This is a genomic window from Paenibacillus koleovorans NBRC 103111 (assembly GCF_004000845.1).
In the GTDB taxonomy this organism is placed as follows: domain Bacteria; phylum Bacillota; class Bacilli; order Paenibacillales; family NBRC-103111; genus Paenibacillus_AA; species Paenibacillus_AA koleovorans.
In genome coordinates this window covers 1-18,164 of record NZ_BIMA01000131.1, presented here as the reverse complement: position 1 = coordinate 18,164, position 18,164 = coordinate 1, and the positions used below count along the sequence as shown (strand labels likewise).

Below are 18,164 nucleotides of genomic sequence, written 5' to 3'. Positions count from 1 at the left end.
CCGTTTTCGAAGGGGACCTTCGAAAACCGGCTGTCTAGTTCGGGAAATTCGGACTGCTGTTGGTTTCAGCCCGCGGCCGGTCGCCGCAGTCCGAGTTTTTCGGACTACAACCATGGTTACCTGGTGGTGGACGGCGCGTTCGGCGGGTTGGATGGACATTAGCTCGTGCTCGATACCTCTGTTCCCACACTCCCCGGTTACCTGGTGGTGGACGGCGTTGGGTGGATTGGATGTACATATAGCTCGTGCTCGATCCTTCTGTTCCCGCACTCCCCCGTTTGGGGTTGGCAGGTAACCTTGGTTTGGCTGTGGTTGAGGAGTCGAGCCCGCAGGGTTGCTTGCTGTAGTCCGAGTTATTCGGACTGGAGCACGGTGCCGAGCGGGGAAATGCGATGTAGTCCGAGTTTGCCCATTTAGAGGGCTGTTTTCGAAGAGGGCCTTCGAAAACAGGCTCTCTAGTTCGGGAAATTCGGACTACTGTTGGTTTCAGCCCGCGGCCGATCGCCGCAGTCCGAGTTTTTCGGACTACAACCATGGTTACCTGGTGGTGGACGGCTCGTTCGGCGGGTTGGATGGACATTAGCTCGTGCTCGATACCTCTGTTCCCGCACTCCCCGGTACCTGGTGGTGGGCGGCGCGTTGGGCGGATTTGATGGACAATAGCTCATGCTCGATCCTTCTGTTCCCACACTCCCCCGTTTGGGTTTGGCAGGTAACCTTGGTTTGGCAGTGGTTGAGGAGTCGAGTCCGAATGGTTTATTGCTGTAGGTGACTTTTTCATGGAGAGCAATCCTGACGTTGGTGAGTCGAGTCGCTCCACATCCGCCAGATGCTCTAGATGCTCTAGATGCTCTAGATGCTCTAGATGCTCTAGATGCTCTAGATGCTCTAGACCCCCGCCCTTACCACTTTCACATGCGGCGGCGCCTCGATCGAGAGCTGCCCCTGCTCACAGCGCACGTTAATAACCCCGCTAGCCACCTGCACGGTCAGCTCGAACCGCTCCAACCTAGACGTCGGAATGCGTGGCGCGAATCGGATCTCCGTCCAGCCCGGACGGCCAGGCTGCAAACCGACGATATCCTCGATCAGCACCGGAATCGGCGCGCTCGCCCATGGATGGCACAGGCTCGTGTTCCATTTCTGGTCTTTGCCCCACGCCTCGAAGCAGGTGGTGGCGCCTTCGCGCACCATGTTGCCCCAAGATCGCGTATCCTCGCTGGAGATTAGATCATACACGAGCTCGTACTCCCCTGCCTTCGCCAATGCTTTTAGCACGAAGTAAGCCATGTACACCCCGCAGCTGAATCGTTTCTCTCGTAGAAGCGCGACAACGCTACCTTTCGCCTCCTCCGGAACTAGCCCGAACAGCAGCGACAGCGCGTTGGCGTGCAACGACGAGTGGCTGCTGCCAACGGCGTCAACGAATAACCCGCTCGACTCCCGATAGAAAGCTTCCCGATAAGCTTTCCGTCGCAACGGAAGACGATCCTCGAACGGCACGCCCAGCTCCGTCTCGATGTCCTGCACGACCGCCATGCAGCCGTAGTAGAACGCATTGATCACGCTATGACAGCCTTCGCCAACCGGCTTCGTCAACGGAAAATCGTACTCATCGCGCAAGTTTTCCGGCCAGTCGACCAGGTTCCATTTTTCCGTCACATTCCGCAGCAAGCCATCCTGCTCATACCGCGCGAAGTACTCGAGAATACCAAGCGCCACCGGATACAGTTCCGCCAGAAAAACGCGATCCCCGCTCTGCCTGTAGTACTGCCACAGCTGCATCGGCCACTGCAAAGAAAAGTCGGCGATCTCCTGCATGAAGCTTCCCGGCGCCACCGCCAGCATCCCCGGGCACAGCGCCGTGCTGCGCGCGAAATCCTCCAGACTTTTCCGCACAAGCCGCAAGTCCCCGCTCAAATACATATGCGCATGGCCGATAATCGTGTTGTCGCCGAGATATTGGCCCTTCTCCCGGCTCGGACAGTCGACGAAGTTTTCTTGCGAGCCATAGATGACGCCGTTCCGGCAAATGTCCCAAATCCGATCCACGAGCGAGTCGGAGCTGCTCCAAGTACAGCCGCCCTCCTCCATCGGATAATGCCTCACCACCGCGCGCAAGCTTGTCCAATCGACCCGAACGTCCTCGCCGCTCCACTCCAGCTCCGCATACCGGAACGCTTTGTAGTCGTAGAACTCCAGCACATCCCACTCCTCGCTATCGGACAACGTCCATCGCTCCGCATACGTGCAGTTGCAGCGCATCCGGTACTTGGCCGACCGCCCGTCCTCCTCCAGCTCTTCCGCACAGCGCACCTCAATCACATCACCGCCCGCACCCCGAGCCCGCACGAACAATTGCCCTGTGACCTCCGTGCCGAAATCGATCAATACCCGCATCGGAGCTAGCTCCTCAACCCGAACCGGAAGCTTCTCATAGACGCTCAACGTCGGAGTCGGCTGCAGTACGAGCGTATGATCCGACTCTACCTCCGCACATGGCTGCCAATTGCTATCGTCATACAGCGACGCCGTATCCCGCCAGCCGCGCTTCACTAGCCGAGCATCGATATTTTCTAGATACTGCGTTTCGTACCCAACCGTTCCGCCCGAGACAAATTCCTCAGCCGCCGCATACTTCCAGGTCCCATCCGTGCCCAGCAACACTTCCCCGTCCGCCACTAGCTCCGCGATCAGCCCTTGGCGCAAATCCCCGCTATTGTAAGCTCGGTTGATAAGCCCTTGGTAGTAGACATGCACCGCAACTACATTTTCACCTTCCGCCAAATAAGGACGCACATCCAGCCGGTTGTAAAAATAGTGAAACGGATAGCCCTGAGCCGGGCCCTGGGCAACGAATCGGCCGTTCACGTACAGCTTGTAGTAATCGTCCGCGGTAATGTCCAAGTACGCCGAGGACGGCATCGTTTCCAGCGACCACACTTTACGCACCAGCATATGCCGGTTCCGCAGCTCTTCCGGATGAGCGGCCGCAAGCTCCGGTCGGGGCTCCATCTCCTTGTGCAGCATCGAAAGAGACGCTTTTCCCAGAAAGCTCGGGTCCTGAATCCATTTGGCCGACCATATTTTGTCCACGCTTTTCTTCCTCTCTAAACAAATATTAATCCAGCACGATCGCAAGCAAGCTAACTACTCCCATCACGACCGCGCAGCCTGGCCACACTCGATTTCCTACTATTGTAGCTCAACTCGCGCAGAAACAAATCATCCCAATTTACTACACCACGCCTACTTCCCATATAGTACTATATCAATAAAAGCATGGGGAGCGTGCACAAATGAACGAGATCCAACTTTTCTTGCAAACGAAGCAGGAAGAAATGCTCGAGACGCTGCGCGTGCTGGTCGAATACGAAAGCCCTTCGTCCAGCAAGCCGCTGAATGACACAATCGGTCGGCATATCGCGCAGCTGTTCACCGAACTCACCGGAGGAACCGTTGAAATCATCCCCAGCGACAAACAAGGCGACAACGTCCGCTGCGAGTGGGGGACCGGCGAGGGCAAGCCGATTTTGCTCATCGGGCATTTCGACACGGTCTGGCCCGAAGGGGAGCTGCGGACCATGCCCTTTCGCGTGGAAGACGGCAAAGCCTACGGCCCCGGCATCTACGACATGAAAGCGGGACTCGTGCAAGGCATCTTCGCTCTGCATGCGCTGCACACGCTCGGGAAACAGCTGAACCGCCGCATCGTGTTTTTGTTCAACTCGGATGAGGAAATCGGCAGCCCCTCGTCCCGCGAGCTGATCGAGCGGGAGGCGCAACAGAGCGAGCTGGTACTCGTCCTAGAGCCGGGTCCCTCCATCATCACGTTCCGCAAAGGCATCGGCATTTTCAAAATCAAGGCCACGGGCCGAGCCTCCCATTCCGGTGCCGCCCATGCTGCCGGCTTGAGCGCCATCGAAGAGATGGCCCGACAAGTGTTGTACCTGCACGGCTTGACCGACTACGAGAAAGGCACGACGTTGAACGTCGGTACGATTCATGGCGGGACCGCCTTCAACGTAGTGGCCGCACAAGCGGAAGCGGAGATGGATCTGCGCATCGAGTCGATGGAGGAAGCCGAACGGCTGCTCCCGCTCATCCAAGGCATTGAGCCGCATAAAGCAGGCGTGTCCCTGGAAGTGACCGGCGGTCTCAACCGTCCGCCTATGGTCCGCACGGAGCGCAATGTGCAACTGTACGAGCGCGTGAAGCAGCTGGCACACGACTCCTTCCAGCTGGAGCTGGCCGAACGGAGAGCCGGGGGTTTTAGCGACGCGAACCTGACGTCGGCCTTCGCACCGACGATCGACGGACTCGGTGCGGTCGGGGGCGGCGCCCATGCGATAGACGAACATATCGTGATCGCGGAGATGCCGATCCGCAGCGCCTTGCTCTCGATGCTCATAGAAAGCCTATGCGCAAACCCGATTCGTTTCGAATCTTAGGCAAGCAGCAGGGCAGCAGGAAAAAACGGTTCGGCCCTCGAAATAAGGAGCATGCCACATTTATGGGAGGGAACGATGCGCTATGAGTCGTGCACAGGTTGAATTGGTTCAGCTCGAAGCAACCCGATACATCGGTATTGCGGTCACCTCATCTTTAAGAAGTGTCGAAGGCGTTGCCGAAGCGCATCAGCAATTTCTGAATCGAATGAGTGAAATTCCGGACCGTATCGACGACAGCACTTATGTATGCGTTCATTTCGCCAACGAGATCCTGTTTACGTACCTCTATTGCATGGAAGTTACTTCACTCGATTCCATTCCGGTTGGCATGATCGGCTTTGAGGTGCCCGCCCGCCAATATGTCAAGGTGCATTCCAACGGCCAAGAGCCTTACAGCTTCGTCGAGAAATACCTCCAGGAACGCGGGCTGCGCAGCGACTCCAACGCGCTCGCCTTCGAGCGGTTCCAATTCGGGAAGGCAGAAACGAAGTATCATGCTGAAATTTTAGTTCCTTTCACTATATAGCGAATAAGCCCCAGGCGAAGCCGCCTGGGGCTTGTTCATCCGGCTAGATCAAGCCGGATTGCTGCAACAAACGCTGGACCAGCGTGGCTACCTCCGCACGGGTCAGCGCCGCCTGCGGAGCGAGCTGCGTATCGGTCCGGCCGGTGGCGAGCTTCGCCTGCAAGTTCAGCAGCACGCTGCTCTTGGCCCACGACGAGATTTGATCGCTATCCTCGAATGGCTTCAGCAGCTGCTCTTCGGACGCCGGCGCCAGCTTCTCGTCGAGTCCGGTCACACGCATCGCGTGAGCCAGCATGACCATCGCTTGCTCCCGAGTGAGCTCGGCATCCGGTGCATAAGCTTGATCGCTGACCCCTGAGATCAGTTGATAGTCATGAGCGGTTGCGACATAGGCGTTATACCATTCCCCGCTCGATACGTCGCGGAAAGGATGAGCACTCGTCTCCACCTTAATCCCCAGCGCGCGGATGAGCATGGCGGCGAATTCCGCCCGGGTGACCGCTTGATCCGGCTGGTACAGCTCGTCCGTCACACCGTTCACGATCATACGTGAGCCCATATCGTTCACGGCTTCTCGACCCCAGTGTTCGGCGACGTCCGCGAACTCCAGCGGATGCCAGACGACGGAGTAAGTGCTGTTGCTCAAGCTGTTCACTTGCACGTAGTACTTGCCTTCGATAAGTATTATTTTCGTAGGCACATGACGGACCGCTCCAGATGGATCTACGACGATGCCGGTCGTTATTTTCTTCGGATCAACATCATCCGGTACCGGAATCGTTCGCTCGATATAAGCTTCGAAACGGTTGACCTCCACGACCTTGTCTTGATATGTAGCTCTCACGGTGAATTCCAGAGGCTGCACGACAAGCGAGAACTCTCCCTCAACCGCCGCATTTTTCACGATACTCACGGTTTCCACCCCTGGCTTCGCCACCTCAATCTGCACCTTAATCGACTGAAGATCGACATTCGTTCCGAACTTGGCGGAGATGTCCGCGATATTGATCTGATCCGCCGGCAGCTTATAGGCAGCATGCTCCGTTTTCAGCTCCAGCACCGCTTGCTTCCGTTCCATATTCTGCACCATCTGGCCGTTCAGCTCGCCGATGCCGACGTCGGATTTGCCTGTGATCGGAATCGTGATGACAGCCTCATTACCTGCAGCGTTCAGCTTCTCTTCCAGCTTCTTGGGGTCCACGGAGACGGTGGCGATCACTTTATCCCCTTCGGTACGGGTGGTAAGTGTCCCTGCGCTCTCCGGTCTGCCGTTCACCAGGACGATGACCTCGTTAGGTGCGGGCAACACTGGCCCCGACGAGGTGTCTACAGGTGGACTAACGTAAGCGGCAGCTACGGTTTGCGACAAAGTAAACGTGACCGGCATCATATTGTTCGCATAGACGCTTGCCGTCACCGAATAATTCCCGGCTGCCAGTCCGTCCTTCGCCTTTACCGAGAATGTAGTCGTCCCATATGTAGCATCCAGCACGGTTCTTGCAGGAGGCGTGATGATGAAGGAGCTCGCCTGAGGACCGATCAGCTCTACGCCCAGGTCGTTCAACACGCCGCTTCCTTTTCGCTCAATCGTAACGGTCTTCGACTCCTGGGCACCGGAAGAATACCCCTCCGTCACCGAGTTGAAGGTCAGATTCGACAAAGGCTGGATGGAATACGATGCGTAGACGGTCTGCGTGACGGTGAAGGAAACCGGCTGTAAATCCGTTGCGTATACCGTTGCCGTTACGGAGTAGTTTCCTGCCGATAAACCATTTTTCGTCGTTACATAAAAGAATGTGTGAGCATCCGGAATAAGTTCCGTTACCGACGGGAGCGTTAAGGCAAAATGATCGGTGCTGTCCAGCATAACATTCAACGCTTGCAAATTGCCGACTCCGGTATTCTTAATCTTGATCTCCGTCTCATTCGGCGTCGTATAGCCTTCCGTTAGTCCGTCAGGCGCGAAGCAGAGATTCGACTGATCGATTTCATAAGTAGGCCCGCCGCCTTCCGATCCGCTATAGTTGTACCCGCACCCACCCTCTGAAATGGTGCCCTCGGCATGAAACGTCGAATCCGACGAGCCCGGTCCGATCGCAGCTGCGCTTTTGATGCCAAAATATTGCTGCAAGTACGCGAGCGAATCGCCTTGATACACGGGACGGTCGCCGGCGAAGGCGGACGGGTCGGATGCCATGGCGCCGGTTAACAGACCTGCGGCCAACACGCCGGTTCGGATCAGCTGCTTCTTGCGTTCGTTGCTTCTTGCTTTCTTCTTAGTCTTCATGTTCTACTTCTCCTTCTCCATATTGCTTCTCTGTGATTTGACGAAACGGTTGAACTCTCGCTAAGGCTGCGGGAATAATCAGTCGGGCTATTTCCAGCTCCCGGAAGCGAACGCCTATTTTATTGAGATTCGCCTCGAAAATCCACCAATTTCGATCGGCATCCAAGCCGAGATCGATCCCAACCTCACTAAACCGATCGGACAGCACCTCCTCCAAATACCGAGTCAACCGCATCGACACGCTCCGCAAAGCTTCGTTCAATTCCTGTTGATCGTCCTCGAAATGATGCCGCACAAACGTCTCCCACAGCGAATAAACCCAAAAGTGAGTTCGATGATTCGGGTTTCGATGATGTCGCTGCGTGGACAAATAAACGACCGGGGATATTAGCTGCCATCTTCCGCTCCGGTCCCTCACAAGATGCACCCGAATGAAGAACACCATCCCGCTCGGAATCGAACTGTCGACGAAACGCTGGACCAAATAAGGCCGGCCACTCGCCCGCAGCCCGCTCAACAGCTGCTTCAACTGCTCTCGGCTTAACCGGTGCAGGTGGTGGTGATCCTGCAAGACGTACTGCCCGTCCGGCTCCGCATCCACGAACAACAGCCGGTCGCCGAACGAACCGTTGTCCGGTTTGATGACCGATGAACCGTAAGCTTCGATCGTTTGCAGCGCCAGCTCCGGATCCGCCATCGTTGCATAAGGCAGCACATGCCAACTCAGCCCTTCCTCTTGGCTTAATAGCTCGTAGAGTCTTGTTTTGCTGAAGGATCCACCAAGACGATCTTCCATGCTCGGAATTTCGCGCAATCGAGCATAGGCCGAGGCGTAGTCGGGGCTTCCTCTCGCTTTCAACCGATCATAGACGACATCTGGCGGAGCAAAATAACGAGATTCCCATTTTCCCTCCCGCAGCTGCAATCCTTTCAGAATGGGGGTAGGAACCGTCAAATCCTGAGGATGCAGGTGACAGAACCGGCTCCCATACCCCGCCGCGACGTAAGCGCAAGCGTCCCGAAGCAACGCCTCCTTCGAATCGCCTGTGGACAGCAGCGCTACAAGCTTTTGCTCCTTGCGCGCTATGCCTGTTCGCTCCAGATTCACCTCGGCCAAATATCGCGCGAACGCCACCTTATACATAGCCCGCTCGTCCGCCGAGCATGGGATGCTCCCGCTCGCGTCAAGCAGCTTCCACCCCTGGATGTCCAACCCCAATTCATCGATCAGATAGGGATGCTCTTGGTTGATCTCTTCCGCAAGCTCCATGGCCAGCGCCTCCAGGCGGTCCCATTGCTCCCAGTCCGCTCTGCGGTCCAGACAGCTTCCTTCCGCCGTACGCATGTCGACAACAGTCCAGCCGCCATCGGTCCCTCTGTGCAGGTACACGTTATGAATGGACTCAGAAGCACCGGAGGATCCTTTTCCCTCCCTACCTTCACCATCACCTTGTTGTTCCACCCATTCCCGCTCCCTGCGCCTTTGCCGCCGATTCAGCTTCCGCAGCATGTCTTGCTCAATCCGCAAAGGATGGGTCGTGAAAGGAACCTGCTCGCGCAACCGCAGCTCTTCCGCCGGTATCGCGTCTTGGCTGGTATCGTCCGGCTCTCCTACCGGGATCACCGCATCCGGAAAAGGAACCCTAACTTGAACGAGCCAACGATCCTCTTGTTCCGTACAGCCGTTCACCCAGCCCTGCTCCGCCCTCAGCCCATCCGCATCGAACAGAACGAACGAACAGCTTTGCCGCCTCAGCTCCTTGACCAACGCTTGTACGGCAACCGGGAGAGGCTGCTCGAGTTCGAACGACAATTTCCTGCAATAAAGTCCGATTAGCATCCTTATTCAGCTCCATGGAGGAGGTGCAGCGCCAGGGGAATGATCTGCTTGGCTAGTTCCAGCTCCCGCGTATTGGCTCCCACCCGATTCATATTCGCTTCATACAGCCATAAATGGTCTTCCTCGTCGATGCCGATGTCGATGCCGAGCTCGGTCGAACGTTCTTCGAGGCTCCGATCCAGCCAATGGGCCAGCTCCAACGCAAAGTGACGGATGCGCTGATCCATCTCCGCTTGCCGCCCGGGATATTGGGTGTCCAGGAACCATTCCCATTTGGTGAAGACGCGAAGAACGCTGCTGTGATTGACGATGGCTTTCGCCGAGTTGGTCGAGATATAAGGCATACAGCCGATCAAGGTCCAGCCGCCGTCTATCGCCCGGACGAGATGGATGCGGATGTGATAAGGAAGCTTCTCGCCGTGCGTCACACTGCGTATCATTTTTTGCGCCAAAATCCCCTCTCGGGTCGCAATCGCCGTCAACAACTCCGCGAATTGCGATTCCTCCAGCCGATGGGTGTGCTCATGGTCTTGGATTTTGAACAGCCGGTTCTCCTTGCTGACAATCGCCATTTGGTCCCCGTGGGAGCCGCCGGACGGCTTGATGACCACCGTTCCGTGCCGATTGATGAATTCAATTGCCGCTCTCGGGTCTTCAATAGCCAGGAAAGGGATTAGGTGATCAGCCAAAATCGGAGGCGCCGTCTGCAGCAACGCGTACAGCTTCAATTTGCTGAACGAGCCCCCTCGCCTTTCCTCTGTGGAAGGAATTCCTTCGAGCGCCGAGTAGGCGGCTTTGTACTTGATCTTGCCGCGGGCTTTCAGTCGATCGTATATGACATCCGGATAGGGCAAGTAGCGGGATTGCCACTGGCCCTGTCGCATGCGATAGCCTTTGACGAACGGGAACGGAAAGTAAGTCAAATCCTCCGCGTAAAAATAGTAAAACTCCACGTCATAGCTCTTCGCTACGTAAGCGCATGCCTCCTGCAGCTTCTCCTCCGGCCGATCGTTAGGCGGGGTCAGCATGCCGATCGTACGCGCGGTTCGGGCTGACTGGCGAGGTGAAGCGGCTTCCGCTAAGTAACGAGCGAACCCGATCGCATGAATCGCTCGCTCCGCCTCATGATATCGGGTTTCCGGACCGGAGTTCGCTTCCAGGAATCGAATGTCGCCTTCCGCATTCATCAGCAGGTCGATGCCTAGCTCGTCAATCAGGAAAGAGTAGGACCGATTCATGCACTCCGCCAGCCCTATCGCCGCCTTGGACAGCCGTTTCTTCAAGGCGGGAGCCCGCTCTTCGCCATATTGCCCGGCCAGCCAGACGTCGATCTCCTCCGTACGCCCGCCTCTGCTCAAGTTGCTGATGATCGAGCCGGTTTTGCCGATTCGGGGGTACAGCTTCGTCAGCCGCCATTCCCCCGTATGATCCCGCTGCACATGGGCCCGGTAGTCGACGGGTTCATCCTGTTCGGTTCGATGGGGCCAGTACAGCTGCATGAGGAGCCGCTTGCCTTCCGTTCGTTGGGCGATGGTTTGTTCCAGATGATGGGTAGTGAGTTCTTGTTCTCTTGCATCCTCTCGGAGCTTTATTCCGCCGTTGTGGTGGAGGTGTAGGCTGAAAATGGCCTCGCCTCTTCGCCCGTGCGTCGGCTTCACGATGAGCTGCTGATGTTCCTGAAGAAATGTCAGCACTCCCTCTGGGGACTCCACCGATCGTGCGGGAAGCAGCATATCCCGGTAAGGCGTATCCTCCAGCATCCGCTGCACTTCCAGCTTGCTGTGGATGAGATGAGTGGTGAAAGGGACGCGCTTACGCAGCTCCTTCTCTACCTCGGGACGCTCATGCGGAGCGACCGGCCACTCATTCAGCACGACATCGGGGAACGGCATCGGTGTTTTGCCCGGTTTGGCCCGGCCATCGGCATCCGGTCTAGCGGCGTGGATCCGTTTGTTCGGCAGGTCCACATCGCCGGCATCGAAAAAATACAGCTCCGCCCCCTGGCGAGCGGCTTCTCCCTGCAGCGCTTGGATTCGCTCGGCCGGAAGCGTCAGGAGCGGATTGAAAGGCCGATACACGCCTATAGTTACACTTGCCATCTGTTTCCCGGTTCCCCTTCCGTTCCAGTGTCAATGGAATCATTTTACTATAGGTTTCTAACAGAAAACTGAATTGTTTTATTAATGATCGAAAGGATGCGACGCAAAAAGGCCGCCGATACCGGGCATTCGAAAAAACAACTCTACCGCATTAAAGCTATTTTTCCATGGAACCCTGATTTGAGCGAAATAACGATACGGCATAGCGTTATTTTGTGGCGCGCCACCCCTTCATCCGCGGGCGACCCCCAATGTTGTCTGGTTAAGGACTATTAGCACACTCGCTCGTTCTGCGTAGTCGATGAAGCTATTGAAATGGGGTCGAGGGTCTCGTCAGGCCAAACTCGGAGCGGACACAGAATACCTTATTTGGTCTAAAAGCAGCTGGATGGCTTGGTTAGCGGACACAGATGCGCTTATTTGCCCGTCCTCTCACTCCAAACCTCACTTCTGGCTCGAATAACGCATCGTCTGTCCGCTCATCCCGTCAAACAGCCCTTTTGTTCACACATAAGGGCCGTACGGTCCGCTTACGCCCCACCCGGTTTAAATAGTCGCCTTTCCCGGAACGATAGGACAGTTCCGGTCTCCGCTTGGCGGCAGAGTCAAGCCGGCTTCGTGGTTCTAAACCGTCAACATTGACGCACCTCCCCTGCATCCGCGGGCGACCCCCACAGAATAGAAAAAGCTGCCGATCTGGGATCGACAGCCATGTCGTACGCATATAAAACCGGTAAACAATCTAGCTCCTACCCCGATCCCGGATGCCTCGTTCGATCGTCTTCGTCAGGCTCAAGCTCTGAATGCCCTCTTCCGTCCCCGGGACGCAAGGCGCATCGTCGCGGATGCTGGCGATAAATTTCGTCAACTGAATGCGGAAGCAAGACAGCGCCCAATCCTCGTCCAGACGAACCGTCTCGGTCACCGTCCCCGTGCGCAAGCTGACGTACTGCTCGAGCCGATCGAACACCGCCAGCCCCAGCGGCCCGACCACCTCGAACTCTCCTTTCGGAAAATGCGGCAAAAACCAGCCGATCTCCACTTTAGCCACATCGCCGTTCTCGAAACGGATGATGGAGATGTCGTAATTGGAGGACGGGAACTCCGGCCTCGTCTGCAGACCGAACGAGTCCACGCTGGCCACCTTCGACTCCGCCAGGAAGTTCAGAAAGTCGGCCACATGCGCTCCATCATGCACGGAAGGCGAGCCATGCCCCATCGTGCGGAAAATACGCTCGTAATGCTCCGGATTGCCGGTCGGATCCCAAACCTCGTCGAAGATGCCTAGCCGGAACACGAGCGGCGACCCGAGCCGGCCGTCCCGGATCCAGGCGCGCAGCGTCTCGAGCAGAGGGCCGTGGCGGTACGTGAAGCCGACCTGCACCCGCTTCCCGGTTTCCCGCTCCGTCGCTTGCACCTGCCGCGCCGTCTCCACGTCGACCGCCATCGGCTTCTCGCACAGCACGTGTTTGCCGGCGCGCAAGGCCTCCATCGCGACGACCGGCGTCACCCAGGGCGGCGTCGCGACGATGACCGCGTCGATGTCTTCCCGTGCCAACAGCTCCTTGTAATGGTCGGCCACCGAACCGGGGACGCCGAACTGCTTCGCGGCCGCTTCCGCACGCGAGCGGTCGGCGTCGCATACGGCGACCAGCTCGGCGTCCGGATGCGCCTGAAGCGTCGGCAGATGCCGGGTGACGGCGATATCCCCGCATCCGATCAAGCCGAGTCGAATCGGTCGCTCCGGCTTCTGCTCCCTCTGCTCCTTCTCGCGCTCCAGTTTCTGCTCCTGCTGACCCTGGCTTTGCTCCTGGCCTTGCTCTTGCCTCTGCATTGCGAATCCCCCTGTCTACTCTCCCTTAATAGCCGTGCATTCCACTTCCACGAGGAAGCCGTTCAACTGACAAGCGACGACGGTCCGGGCCGGATAGCTGCTTTCAAAATATTGGCCATACACTTCGTTAAACACGCTCCAGTCGGCGATATCGTTCAGGTAGACGGTTGCGCGAACAATATCGTCCATCGTAAACCCGTTGTCCTCCAGAAAGTTCTTGATGTTCCGCATCGTCATGTGCGTCTGGTCCGCAATGTTGTCGCCGACGAGCCGCTTCTCCGTATCGAAGGGGCCGAAGCCGGACATATACAAGTGGTTGCCGCGCAGCACCGCGGACGAATAGTGGCCGAACGGCGAATGGACGCGCGGCGATTCGACGATCTGTTTCGGGGTCATGGACGGTTGCTCCTTCCCAAGGCATGTATTTGATCCGCGAACGCCTGCAGCTTGTCGGAGATAGCGCGGAACAACCGCTCTCCCTTCTCCACCGTCGCCAAGGTCGGTCGGCCGAATACGCCGGAGGACGTCAGCTCGCGGAAGTTGTATACCCTCGACGCGACAGTGCCGTGCTGCATGTCAATATGGAACAGCGGGCTGTCCGGCTGGATGCCGTCATCCTGGATCCGCTCCCGCCGGACCTGGTCTCCGTTCAGATACAAGTACAACGAAGTCTCCAGCTCGCAAGCATGGCCGAGACCGCCGAGACCGGATTCGCGGATCTCCGCGATCTCCTCCCGAGCGATCGACCAGTACTCCGACGCTACGACGACGACAGGCGCATAGTCGTTCTTCAGCTCCTGCAGCACGATCGACAAAGGATTGTGATTGCCGCCATGGCCGTTGAGCAGCCAAATTCGCTCGGCCCCCATGCCGATGAACGACCGACAAACGGAGACGATCATCTGGATATACACTTGATGCTGCGCGGATAGCGTACCGCCGAACGAGAGATGATGCGGCGAATGGCCGAGCCAAACAGTAGGCGCGAGCAGCAGCGTCCCCGTGTTCCGGCGTTCCGCCTCCTCCGCCAGCTTGGTCACGAGCAGCGTGTCCGTGTCGACCGGCAAATGCGGGCCATGCTGCTCCATCGCCCCCGTCGGGATGAGCACCGTCGTGCGGCTGAAATCGACTTCCTTCAGCTCTGTCCACGTCATCTTCTGGAAAATCATACCCAGCACCTAGCCTTTCGTCCCTCGTTCGAATCGGGCCAACAGCTCTACCGCATTGCGGTACAAAATCTTCTCCTTCCATTCGTCGGAAATCGGCAGATGATCGATCTGCTGAATACGCTCTCTTGTATCCCGCTTCGTCGCAAGCGGATAGTCGGAGCCCCATACGATACGCTCGCCTCGCATCTGTTTGGCTATCTCGAGCATCCCCCAATGCGGGCAGCCGCAGAAGCAAAGCCAGATATTGTCATATTGCAGCGCGGACAGCAACGACTCCCGCCACATGTCGTTCAGCCCGCTATGTCCCATCACGACCGTCAGATCGGGATTGCGCCTCGCCACCTCTGCGATCTGGAACGGTTCCGTGTACGGAGGCGTCCCGTCATGGAGGAAGAACAGCGTCTTGCGCGCATTAGCTTCCGCCGCCACCTCCAAGAAGCAGTCCTCCAGCGGGCTGAACGCTTGCAGCCAAGGATGAAACTTGATGCCGACCATCCCTCCCGCCAAGCAGCGATCCATCTCGCGGACGGCCGGCTCTACGAGCCGCGGGCTGAACGTGCCGAGTCCGGCGAACCGATCCGGACGTCTCGCGATCACGTCGATGATCCGGTCGTTATCCGCCTCCCAATTGCTGAAGAAACCGTCCATCGGGAGCAGCAAGCTTTTCTCGATCTGATTGTAGTCCATTTCCTCCATAACGGTCTCCATGTGCGACTCTTCCTTAATGAAGTAAGTCCCTCCGGAATAATGGATATGAAAATCGATCACCATGTCAGCGGCCTCCCCTGTTCAGCAGCTTCTTCATATTGTCATAGCCGATCATCCGGCGCTGCTCTTCCGTGACCTCCAGATCGAGCAGCTTGCCGGTCTCATGCTGAATGGACAAGTACGGTGAGTCGGTCGAGAAAATAACGCGCTCCGCTCCGAACAGCTGAACGGCATTTTCGATCGAGGTCATCAGGTTGTACGCCGTGTCTACATAAATATTGCTCGACTTCTGTACGGAGGGCACCGCATCGATCCAGAAGTCGGAAAACCCGAAATGACCTTGAATGAACGTTCCCTCCGGATACAGGTCCGCCACATAGGAGAGCGCCATCGGCAGCGAGGATACCGGCGTTCCCGTAGCGATATAGATAGGCAGACCGAGGGAGACGGCTTTCTCGACGACGGGCAAAACAATCGGCTCCGACAGCTGGTAGCCTTGGTATACGGGGTGAAGCTTCAACCCGCTCATCCCGCTTGCCGCGCAGCGCTCGAGCTCCTCGATCGCTTGTGCGCCAAACCACGGGTTGACGGTGCAGAAGGCGACGAAACGATCCGGATATTTCTCTGTCAGCCGACGGACGTAGTCGTTGCCCTCCCGATTATGTACGGCAATCGCTTGATCCCAGGGCACGATGACCGACAGCTCGATCCCGTTCCGGTCCATCTGGTCGAGCAGCTCCTGCTCCTCCATGCCGTTCATAAGCCCCATGCCAACATGACAATGCGCGTCGATCCATTTCATCTCATTCACATCCTTCTCACTTTGCTCTGAGTTTCTCCAAGCGGTCCCAATCGATCGTAATGCCTAGCCCGGGCCTGTCAGGCACGAGCAGCTCGCCGTCAACAATCGGCAGCTCCTCCGCCGCAACGTCCTCGGCATACCCGGTGAACCCGCGGATATCCGAAGCGTGCTTGGACAAATTCGGCATGGCGGCCGCCACATGAGCGGATGCCGCCGCCCCGATGCGGCCTTCGGGCATGGAGCCGATCGTGCACTCTTGACGGTACAGCTCCGCCAGCTCGAAGATGCGGCGAGCTTCGCGGATGCCTCCCGCTTCGGAGATGTACACATGCAGCATGTCGGAGGCTCCGGCCTCGAGATTGCGCTTGGCGTCGGCGACATCCCACACGCCTTCGTCGATCAGGATAAGAGCTTGCGTATGCTGCCTGAGCCAGGCGAGCTCCGTCAAGCAATCGCTATGCAGCGGCTGTTCGACGATTCGAACGCCATAGTGCTGCATCTCGTCGATCAGCCGCTTCGCTTGTTTGGCCGTCTTCCAGGCCATGTTGACGTCGACCCGGATCGGAACCGAATCCGGGATTGCCTGGCGAATACGGCGCAGCGTCTCCAGGTCCTTCCTCTCGTCCAGCCCGACCTTCAGCTTCAGCTCCTTGTAGCCTTCCGCCACTTTGCGCGTCGCCACCTCCACCGTCGATTCGACAGTCCCCATCGAAATGCCGCCGGTCAGCGGGAGCTTATCCCTCAGCTTGCCGCCGAGCAACCGATGGAGGGGGACTCCAGTCTGTTTGCCCCACAAGTCCCACAACGCCATCTCTACGCCGGCCTTAGCCAGCAGATGCCGCTTGGAAAACTCGCAAAACCCGTCCATGATCGCACAGCTTCCCGTTATATCGCCGACCTCGAGTCCCGTCAGACGCGGCGCCCATTGCTCGTTCACTTCCTTGCACAGCGCGTGCGCGCCTCCGAACCAAGCCAGCGCGATTTCGCCAGCGCCGTATTCGCCATCCTCGCTGCGGACGACGACGATACCGTGATTCGAGGCGTAGTAAGTCCCCCAGCTGTCGCTCACCGGCTCCCGGAACGGGAGGGTGATGGGGATTGCTTCCACCGATACGATTTTCAAACCGTTCACCGCTTCCATTGTTTGTTTTTCGCCACTACCCTGTAATTCGTTCCGCATACGGAACATTGATATCGTATTGTTCTAAAATAAGGTTAATATTCAAAATGGCGCATGTCAACGGAAACTTGGAACTGTTTTTGCATGTGTATTGTAAAATGATTTCGGCAGCCCTATTATTAGGATAATGATTCTAATGAGTTCAATGGGTGGAACAAAAATGAAAAAGGATACCGAAAATACGAAAAACAAATACTCCGTCCCCGCGCTTGAGAAGACGTTCGTGATTCTTGATCATCTTGCCAAGACGAACCGCGGAATCAGCTTGTCCGATCTCAGCAGCGAGCTGGGACTGCCGAAAACAAGTGTTTTCTCTATCATGCAGACACTCGAGTCCTATAATATGATTCGCAAGGACAGCAACGGGTTATTCCAGCTCGGTCTGAAGCTTTATAGCCTGGGGATGTCCTCTCTTCGCAATTTGAATGTGAAGGAGACCTTCGTTCCACACTTGGAACGATTGCGGGATGAGACGCACTTCACCGTGCACCTGGTTGCTTACGAGAAGGGTGAGACGGTATGCATCGAGAAAATCGAAGGTCCGGGCACGATTCGCTTCCTCTCCTACGTCGGCGAGCGCAAGCGGATGAACACCTCGGCGGTCGGCAAGGCCGTTGCCGCTTATTTACCGGAGAGCGAACTGCAGCTAGTGCTCTCGAAGGGGTTCAGCCACTTGACGCCAAACTCGATTACCAATGAGCACGCCTTTCGCGGGAATCTCGCGCAGATTCGGGAATACGGCTATGCCGTGGACGATGAGGAAGGGGAAATCGGCGTTCGCTGCTTAGGCGTTCCGATCTTCATGGAGGACGGCTTCCTGTTCGGCTCCGTGAGCGTGTCGACGCTGAAGAGCAATCTGCCCATGCAGAAATTTTCCGACTATAGCAACACTCTGATCAAGGTCGGCGAGAAGCTATCGCGCAGCCTCGGTTATGCGGGGGCTTATCCGCTGAAATAAGCTGCGAAGGCAGCTGAACCCGGTTGGGGCAACTGCTTTTGTTATTGCTTGGGCGAAATAACGATACGGCATCGACGGCATTATGCCGTGATCCGCAGCGCTATTCCGGCTCAACGGGCGGAATTGGCCGAATCACGTTATCCCATATATCGCGGAGCGTTATTTTTATGCAACTAGGCAACTCGCCAACAAACCAAACCAAACAAACCAAGCCAACTCGACAACCTCGCTAACCTTGCCAACCTCGCCGAAGTAACACACTAAGAAAAACAATCGGGGAAGCTCACCCGGATGGACCTCTGGCGAAAGA

The 18,164-nt window shown here is 57.0% G+C and carries 13 protein-coding genes; 3 read left to right on the top strand and 10 right to left on the bottom strand.

The features are described 5' to 3' along the window. Window positions 1-888: 888 nt before the first annotated feature. Window positions 889-3,096: a family 78 glycoside hydrolase catalytic domain gene (locus tag PKO02S_RS27725; protein WP_127588281.1), complete on the bottom strand. Its 2,208-nt coding sequence runs from the start codon at window positions 3,094-3,096 to the stop codon at window positions 889-891. A 203-nt stretch (window positions 3,097-3,299) separates the two neighbouring features. Between PKO02S_RS27725 and PKO02S_RS27720 the strand changes: the two genes are divergently transcribed. Together PKO02S_RS27720 and PKO02S_RS27715 are read left to right on the top strand one after the other, a co-directional pair. Next, window positions 3,300-4,451: a M20 family metallopeptidase gene (locus tag PKO02S_RS27720; RefSeq protein ID WP_127588280.1), complete on the top strand. Its 1,152-nt coding sequence runs from the start codon at window positions 3,300-3,302 to the stop codon at window positions 4,449-4,451. An 82-nt stretch (window positions 4,452-4,533) separates the two neighbouring features. Continuing rightward, complete coding sequence (locus tag PKO02S_RS27715; RefSeq protein ID WP_127588279.1) at window positions 4,534-4,977, top strand: GyrI-like domain-containing protein; 444 nt, start codon at window positions 4,534-4,536, stop codon at window positions 4,975-4,977. Between the two features lie 43 nt (window positions 4,978-5,020). On the opposite strand, the gene PKO02S_RS27710 is transcribed toward PKO02S_RS27715, so the two are convergent. The 9 genes from PKO02S_RS27710 to PKO02S_RS27670 all read right to left on the bottom strand — a co-directional run bounded on the left by PKO02S_RS27710 (window position 5,021) and on the right by PKO02S_RS27670 (window position 16,857). Continuing rightward, entirely contained in the window at window positions 5,021-7,264 is a 2,244-nt protein-coding gene (locus PKO02S_RS27710; RefSeq protein WP_127588278.1) for an S-layer homology domain-containing protein, read from the bottom strand. After that, window positions 7,254-9,104, bottom strand: coding sequence for a YheC/YheD family protein (locus PKO02S_RS27705; protein WP_127588277.1), 1,851 nt, complete (start codon window positions 9,102-9,104; stop codon window positions 7,254-7,256). Before PKO02S_RS27705 ends, PKO02S_RS27710 begins: the two co-directional genes overlap by 11 nt. Window positions 9,105-9,106: 2 nt before the next feature. Beyond that, window positions 9,107-11,203 (bottom strand): YheC/YheD family protein, encoded by a 2,097-nt coding sequence (locus tag PKO02S_RS27700; RefSeq protein ID WP_127588276.1) that lies wholly within the window; start codon window positions 11,201-11,203, stop codon window positions 9,107-9,109. Between the two features lie 742 nt (window positions 11,204-11,945). Next, on the bottom strand, window positions 11,946-13,037 hold the full coding sequence (locus tag PKO02S_RS27695; protein WP_127588275.1) for a Gfo/Idh/MocA family protein: 1,092 nt from the start codon (window positions 13,035-13,037) through the stop codon (window positions 11,946-11,948). 15 nt (window positions 13,038-13,052) lie between these two features. Beyond that, window positions 13,053-13,433 (bottom strand): RidA family protein, encoded by a 381-nt coding sequence (locus tag PKO02S_RS27690; RefSeq protein WP_127588274.1) that lies wholly within the window; start codon window positions 13,431-13,433, stop codon window positions 13,053-13,055. Next, on the bottom strand, window positions 13,430-14,206 hold the full coding sequence (locus PKO02S_RS27685) for a creatininase family protein (RefSeq protein ID WP_246067476.1): 777 nt from the start codon (window positions 14,204-14,206) through the stop codon (window positions 13,430-13,432). The genes PKO02S_RS27690 and PKO02S_RS27685 overlap by 4 nt, the downstream gene beginning before the upstream one ends. A 9-nt stretch (window positions 14,207-14,215) precedes the next feature. Beyond that, entirely contained in the window at window positions 14,216-14,977 is a 762-nt protein-coding gene (locus tag PKO02S_RS27680; RefSeq protein WP_127588272.1) for an amidohydrolase family protein, read from the bottom strand. A gap of 1 nt (window position 14,978) precedes the next feature. Continuing rightward, window positions 14,979-15,716, bottom strand: a complete 738-nt coding sequence (locus PKO02S_RS27675) for an amidohydrolase family protein (protein WP_127588271.1) — start codon at window positions 15,714-15,716, stop codon at window positions 14,979-14,981. A gap of 16 nt (window positions 15,717-15,732) precedes the next feature. Continuing rightward, window positions 15,733-16,857: a mandelate racemase/muconate lactonizing enzyme family protein gene (locus PKO02S_RS27670; RefSeq protein ID WP_164821728.1), complete on the bottom strand. Its 1,125-nt coding sequence runs from the start codon at window positions 16,855-16,857 to the stop codon at window positions 15,733-15,735. 199 nt (window positions 16,858-17,056) lie between these two features. Here PKO02S_RS27670 and PKO02S_RS27665 point away from each other — a divergent pair, with 199 nt between their 5' ends. Beyond that, window positions 17,057-17,854 carry an IclR family transcriptional regulator gene (locus tag PKO02S_RS27665; protein WP_164821727.1) on the top strand — a complete coding sequence of 266 codons (798 nt, stop codon included), beginning with the start codon at window positions 17,057-17,059 and terminating at the stop codon, window positions 17,852-17,854. Window positions 17,855-18,164: the final 310 nt, after the last annotated feature.

Excerpts from the sequence above, each read along its gene's own strand:
- PKO02S_RS27720 (WP_127588280.1), top strand. The coding sequence starts at position 3,300 with ATGAACGAGATCCAACTTTTCTTGCAAACGAAGCAGGAAGAAATGCTC.
- PKO02S_RS27670 (WP_164821728.1), bottom strand. The coding sequence starts at position 16,857 with ATGGAAGCGGTGAACGGTTTGAAAATCGTATCGGTGGAAGCAATCCCC.
- PKO02S_RS27675 (WP_127588271.1), bottom strand. The coding sequence starts at position 15,716 with ATGAAATGGATCGACGCGCATTGTCATGTTGGCATGGGGCTTATGAAC.
- PKO02S_RS27695 (WP_127588275.1), bottom strand. The coding sequence starts at position 13,037 with ATGCAGAGGCAAGAGCAAGGCCAGGAGCAAAGCCAGGGTCAGCAGGAG.
- PKO02S_RS27715 (WP_127588279.1), top strand. The coding sequence starts at position 4,534 with ATGAGTCGTGCACAGGTTGAATTGGTTCAGCTCGAAGCAACCCGATAC.
- PKO02S_RS27685 (WP_246067476.1), bottom strand. The coding sequence starts at position 14,206 with ATGATTTTCCAGAAGATGACGTGGACAGAGCTGAAGGAAGTCGATTTC.
- PKO02S_RS27665 (WP_164821727.1), top strand. The coding sequence starts at position 17,057 with ATGAAAAAGGATACCGAAAATACGAAAAACAAATACTCCGTCCCCGCG.
- PKO02S_RS27710 (WP_127588278.1), bottom strand. The coding sequence starts at position 7,264 with ATGAAGACTAAGAAGAAAGCAAGAAGCAACGAACGCAAGAAGCAGCTG.
- PKO02S_RS27680 (WP_127588272.1), bottom strand. The coding sequence starts at position 14,977 with ATGGTGATCGATTTTCATATCCATTATTCCGGAGGGACTTACTTCATT.
- PKO02S_RS27705 (WP_127588277.1), bottom strand. The coding sequence starts at position 9,104 with ATGCTAATCGGACTTTATTGCAGGAAATTGTCGTTCGAACTCGAGCAG.
- PKO02S_RS27700 (WP_127588276.1), bottom strand. The coding sequence starts at position 11,203 with ATGGCAAGTGTAACTATAGGCGTGTATCGGCCTTTCAATCCGCTCCTG.
- PKO02S_RS27690 (WP_127588274.1), bottom strand. The coding sequence starts at position 13,433 with ATGACCCCGAAACAGATCGTCGAATCGCCGCGCGTCCATTCGCCGTTC.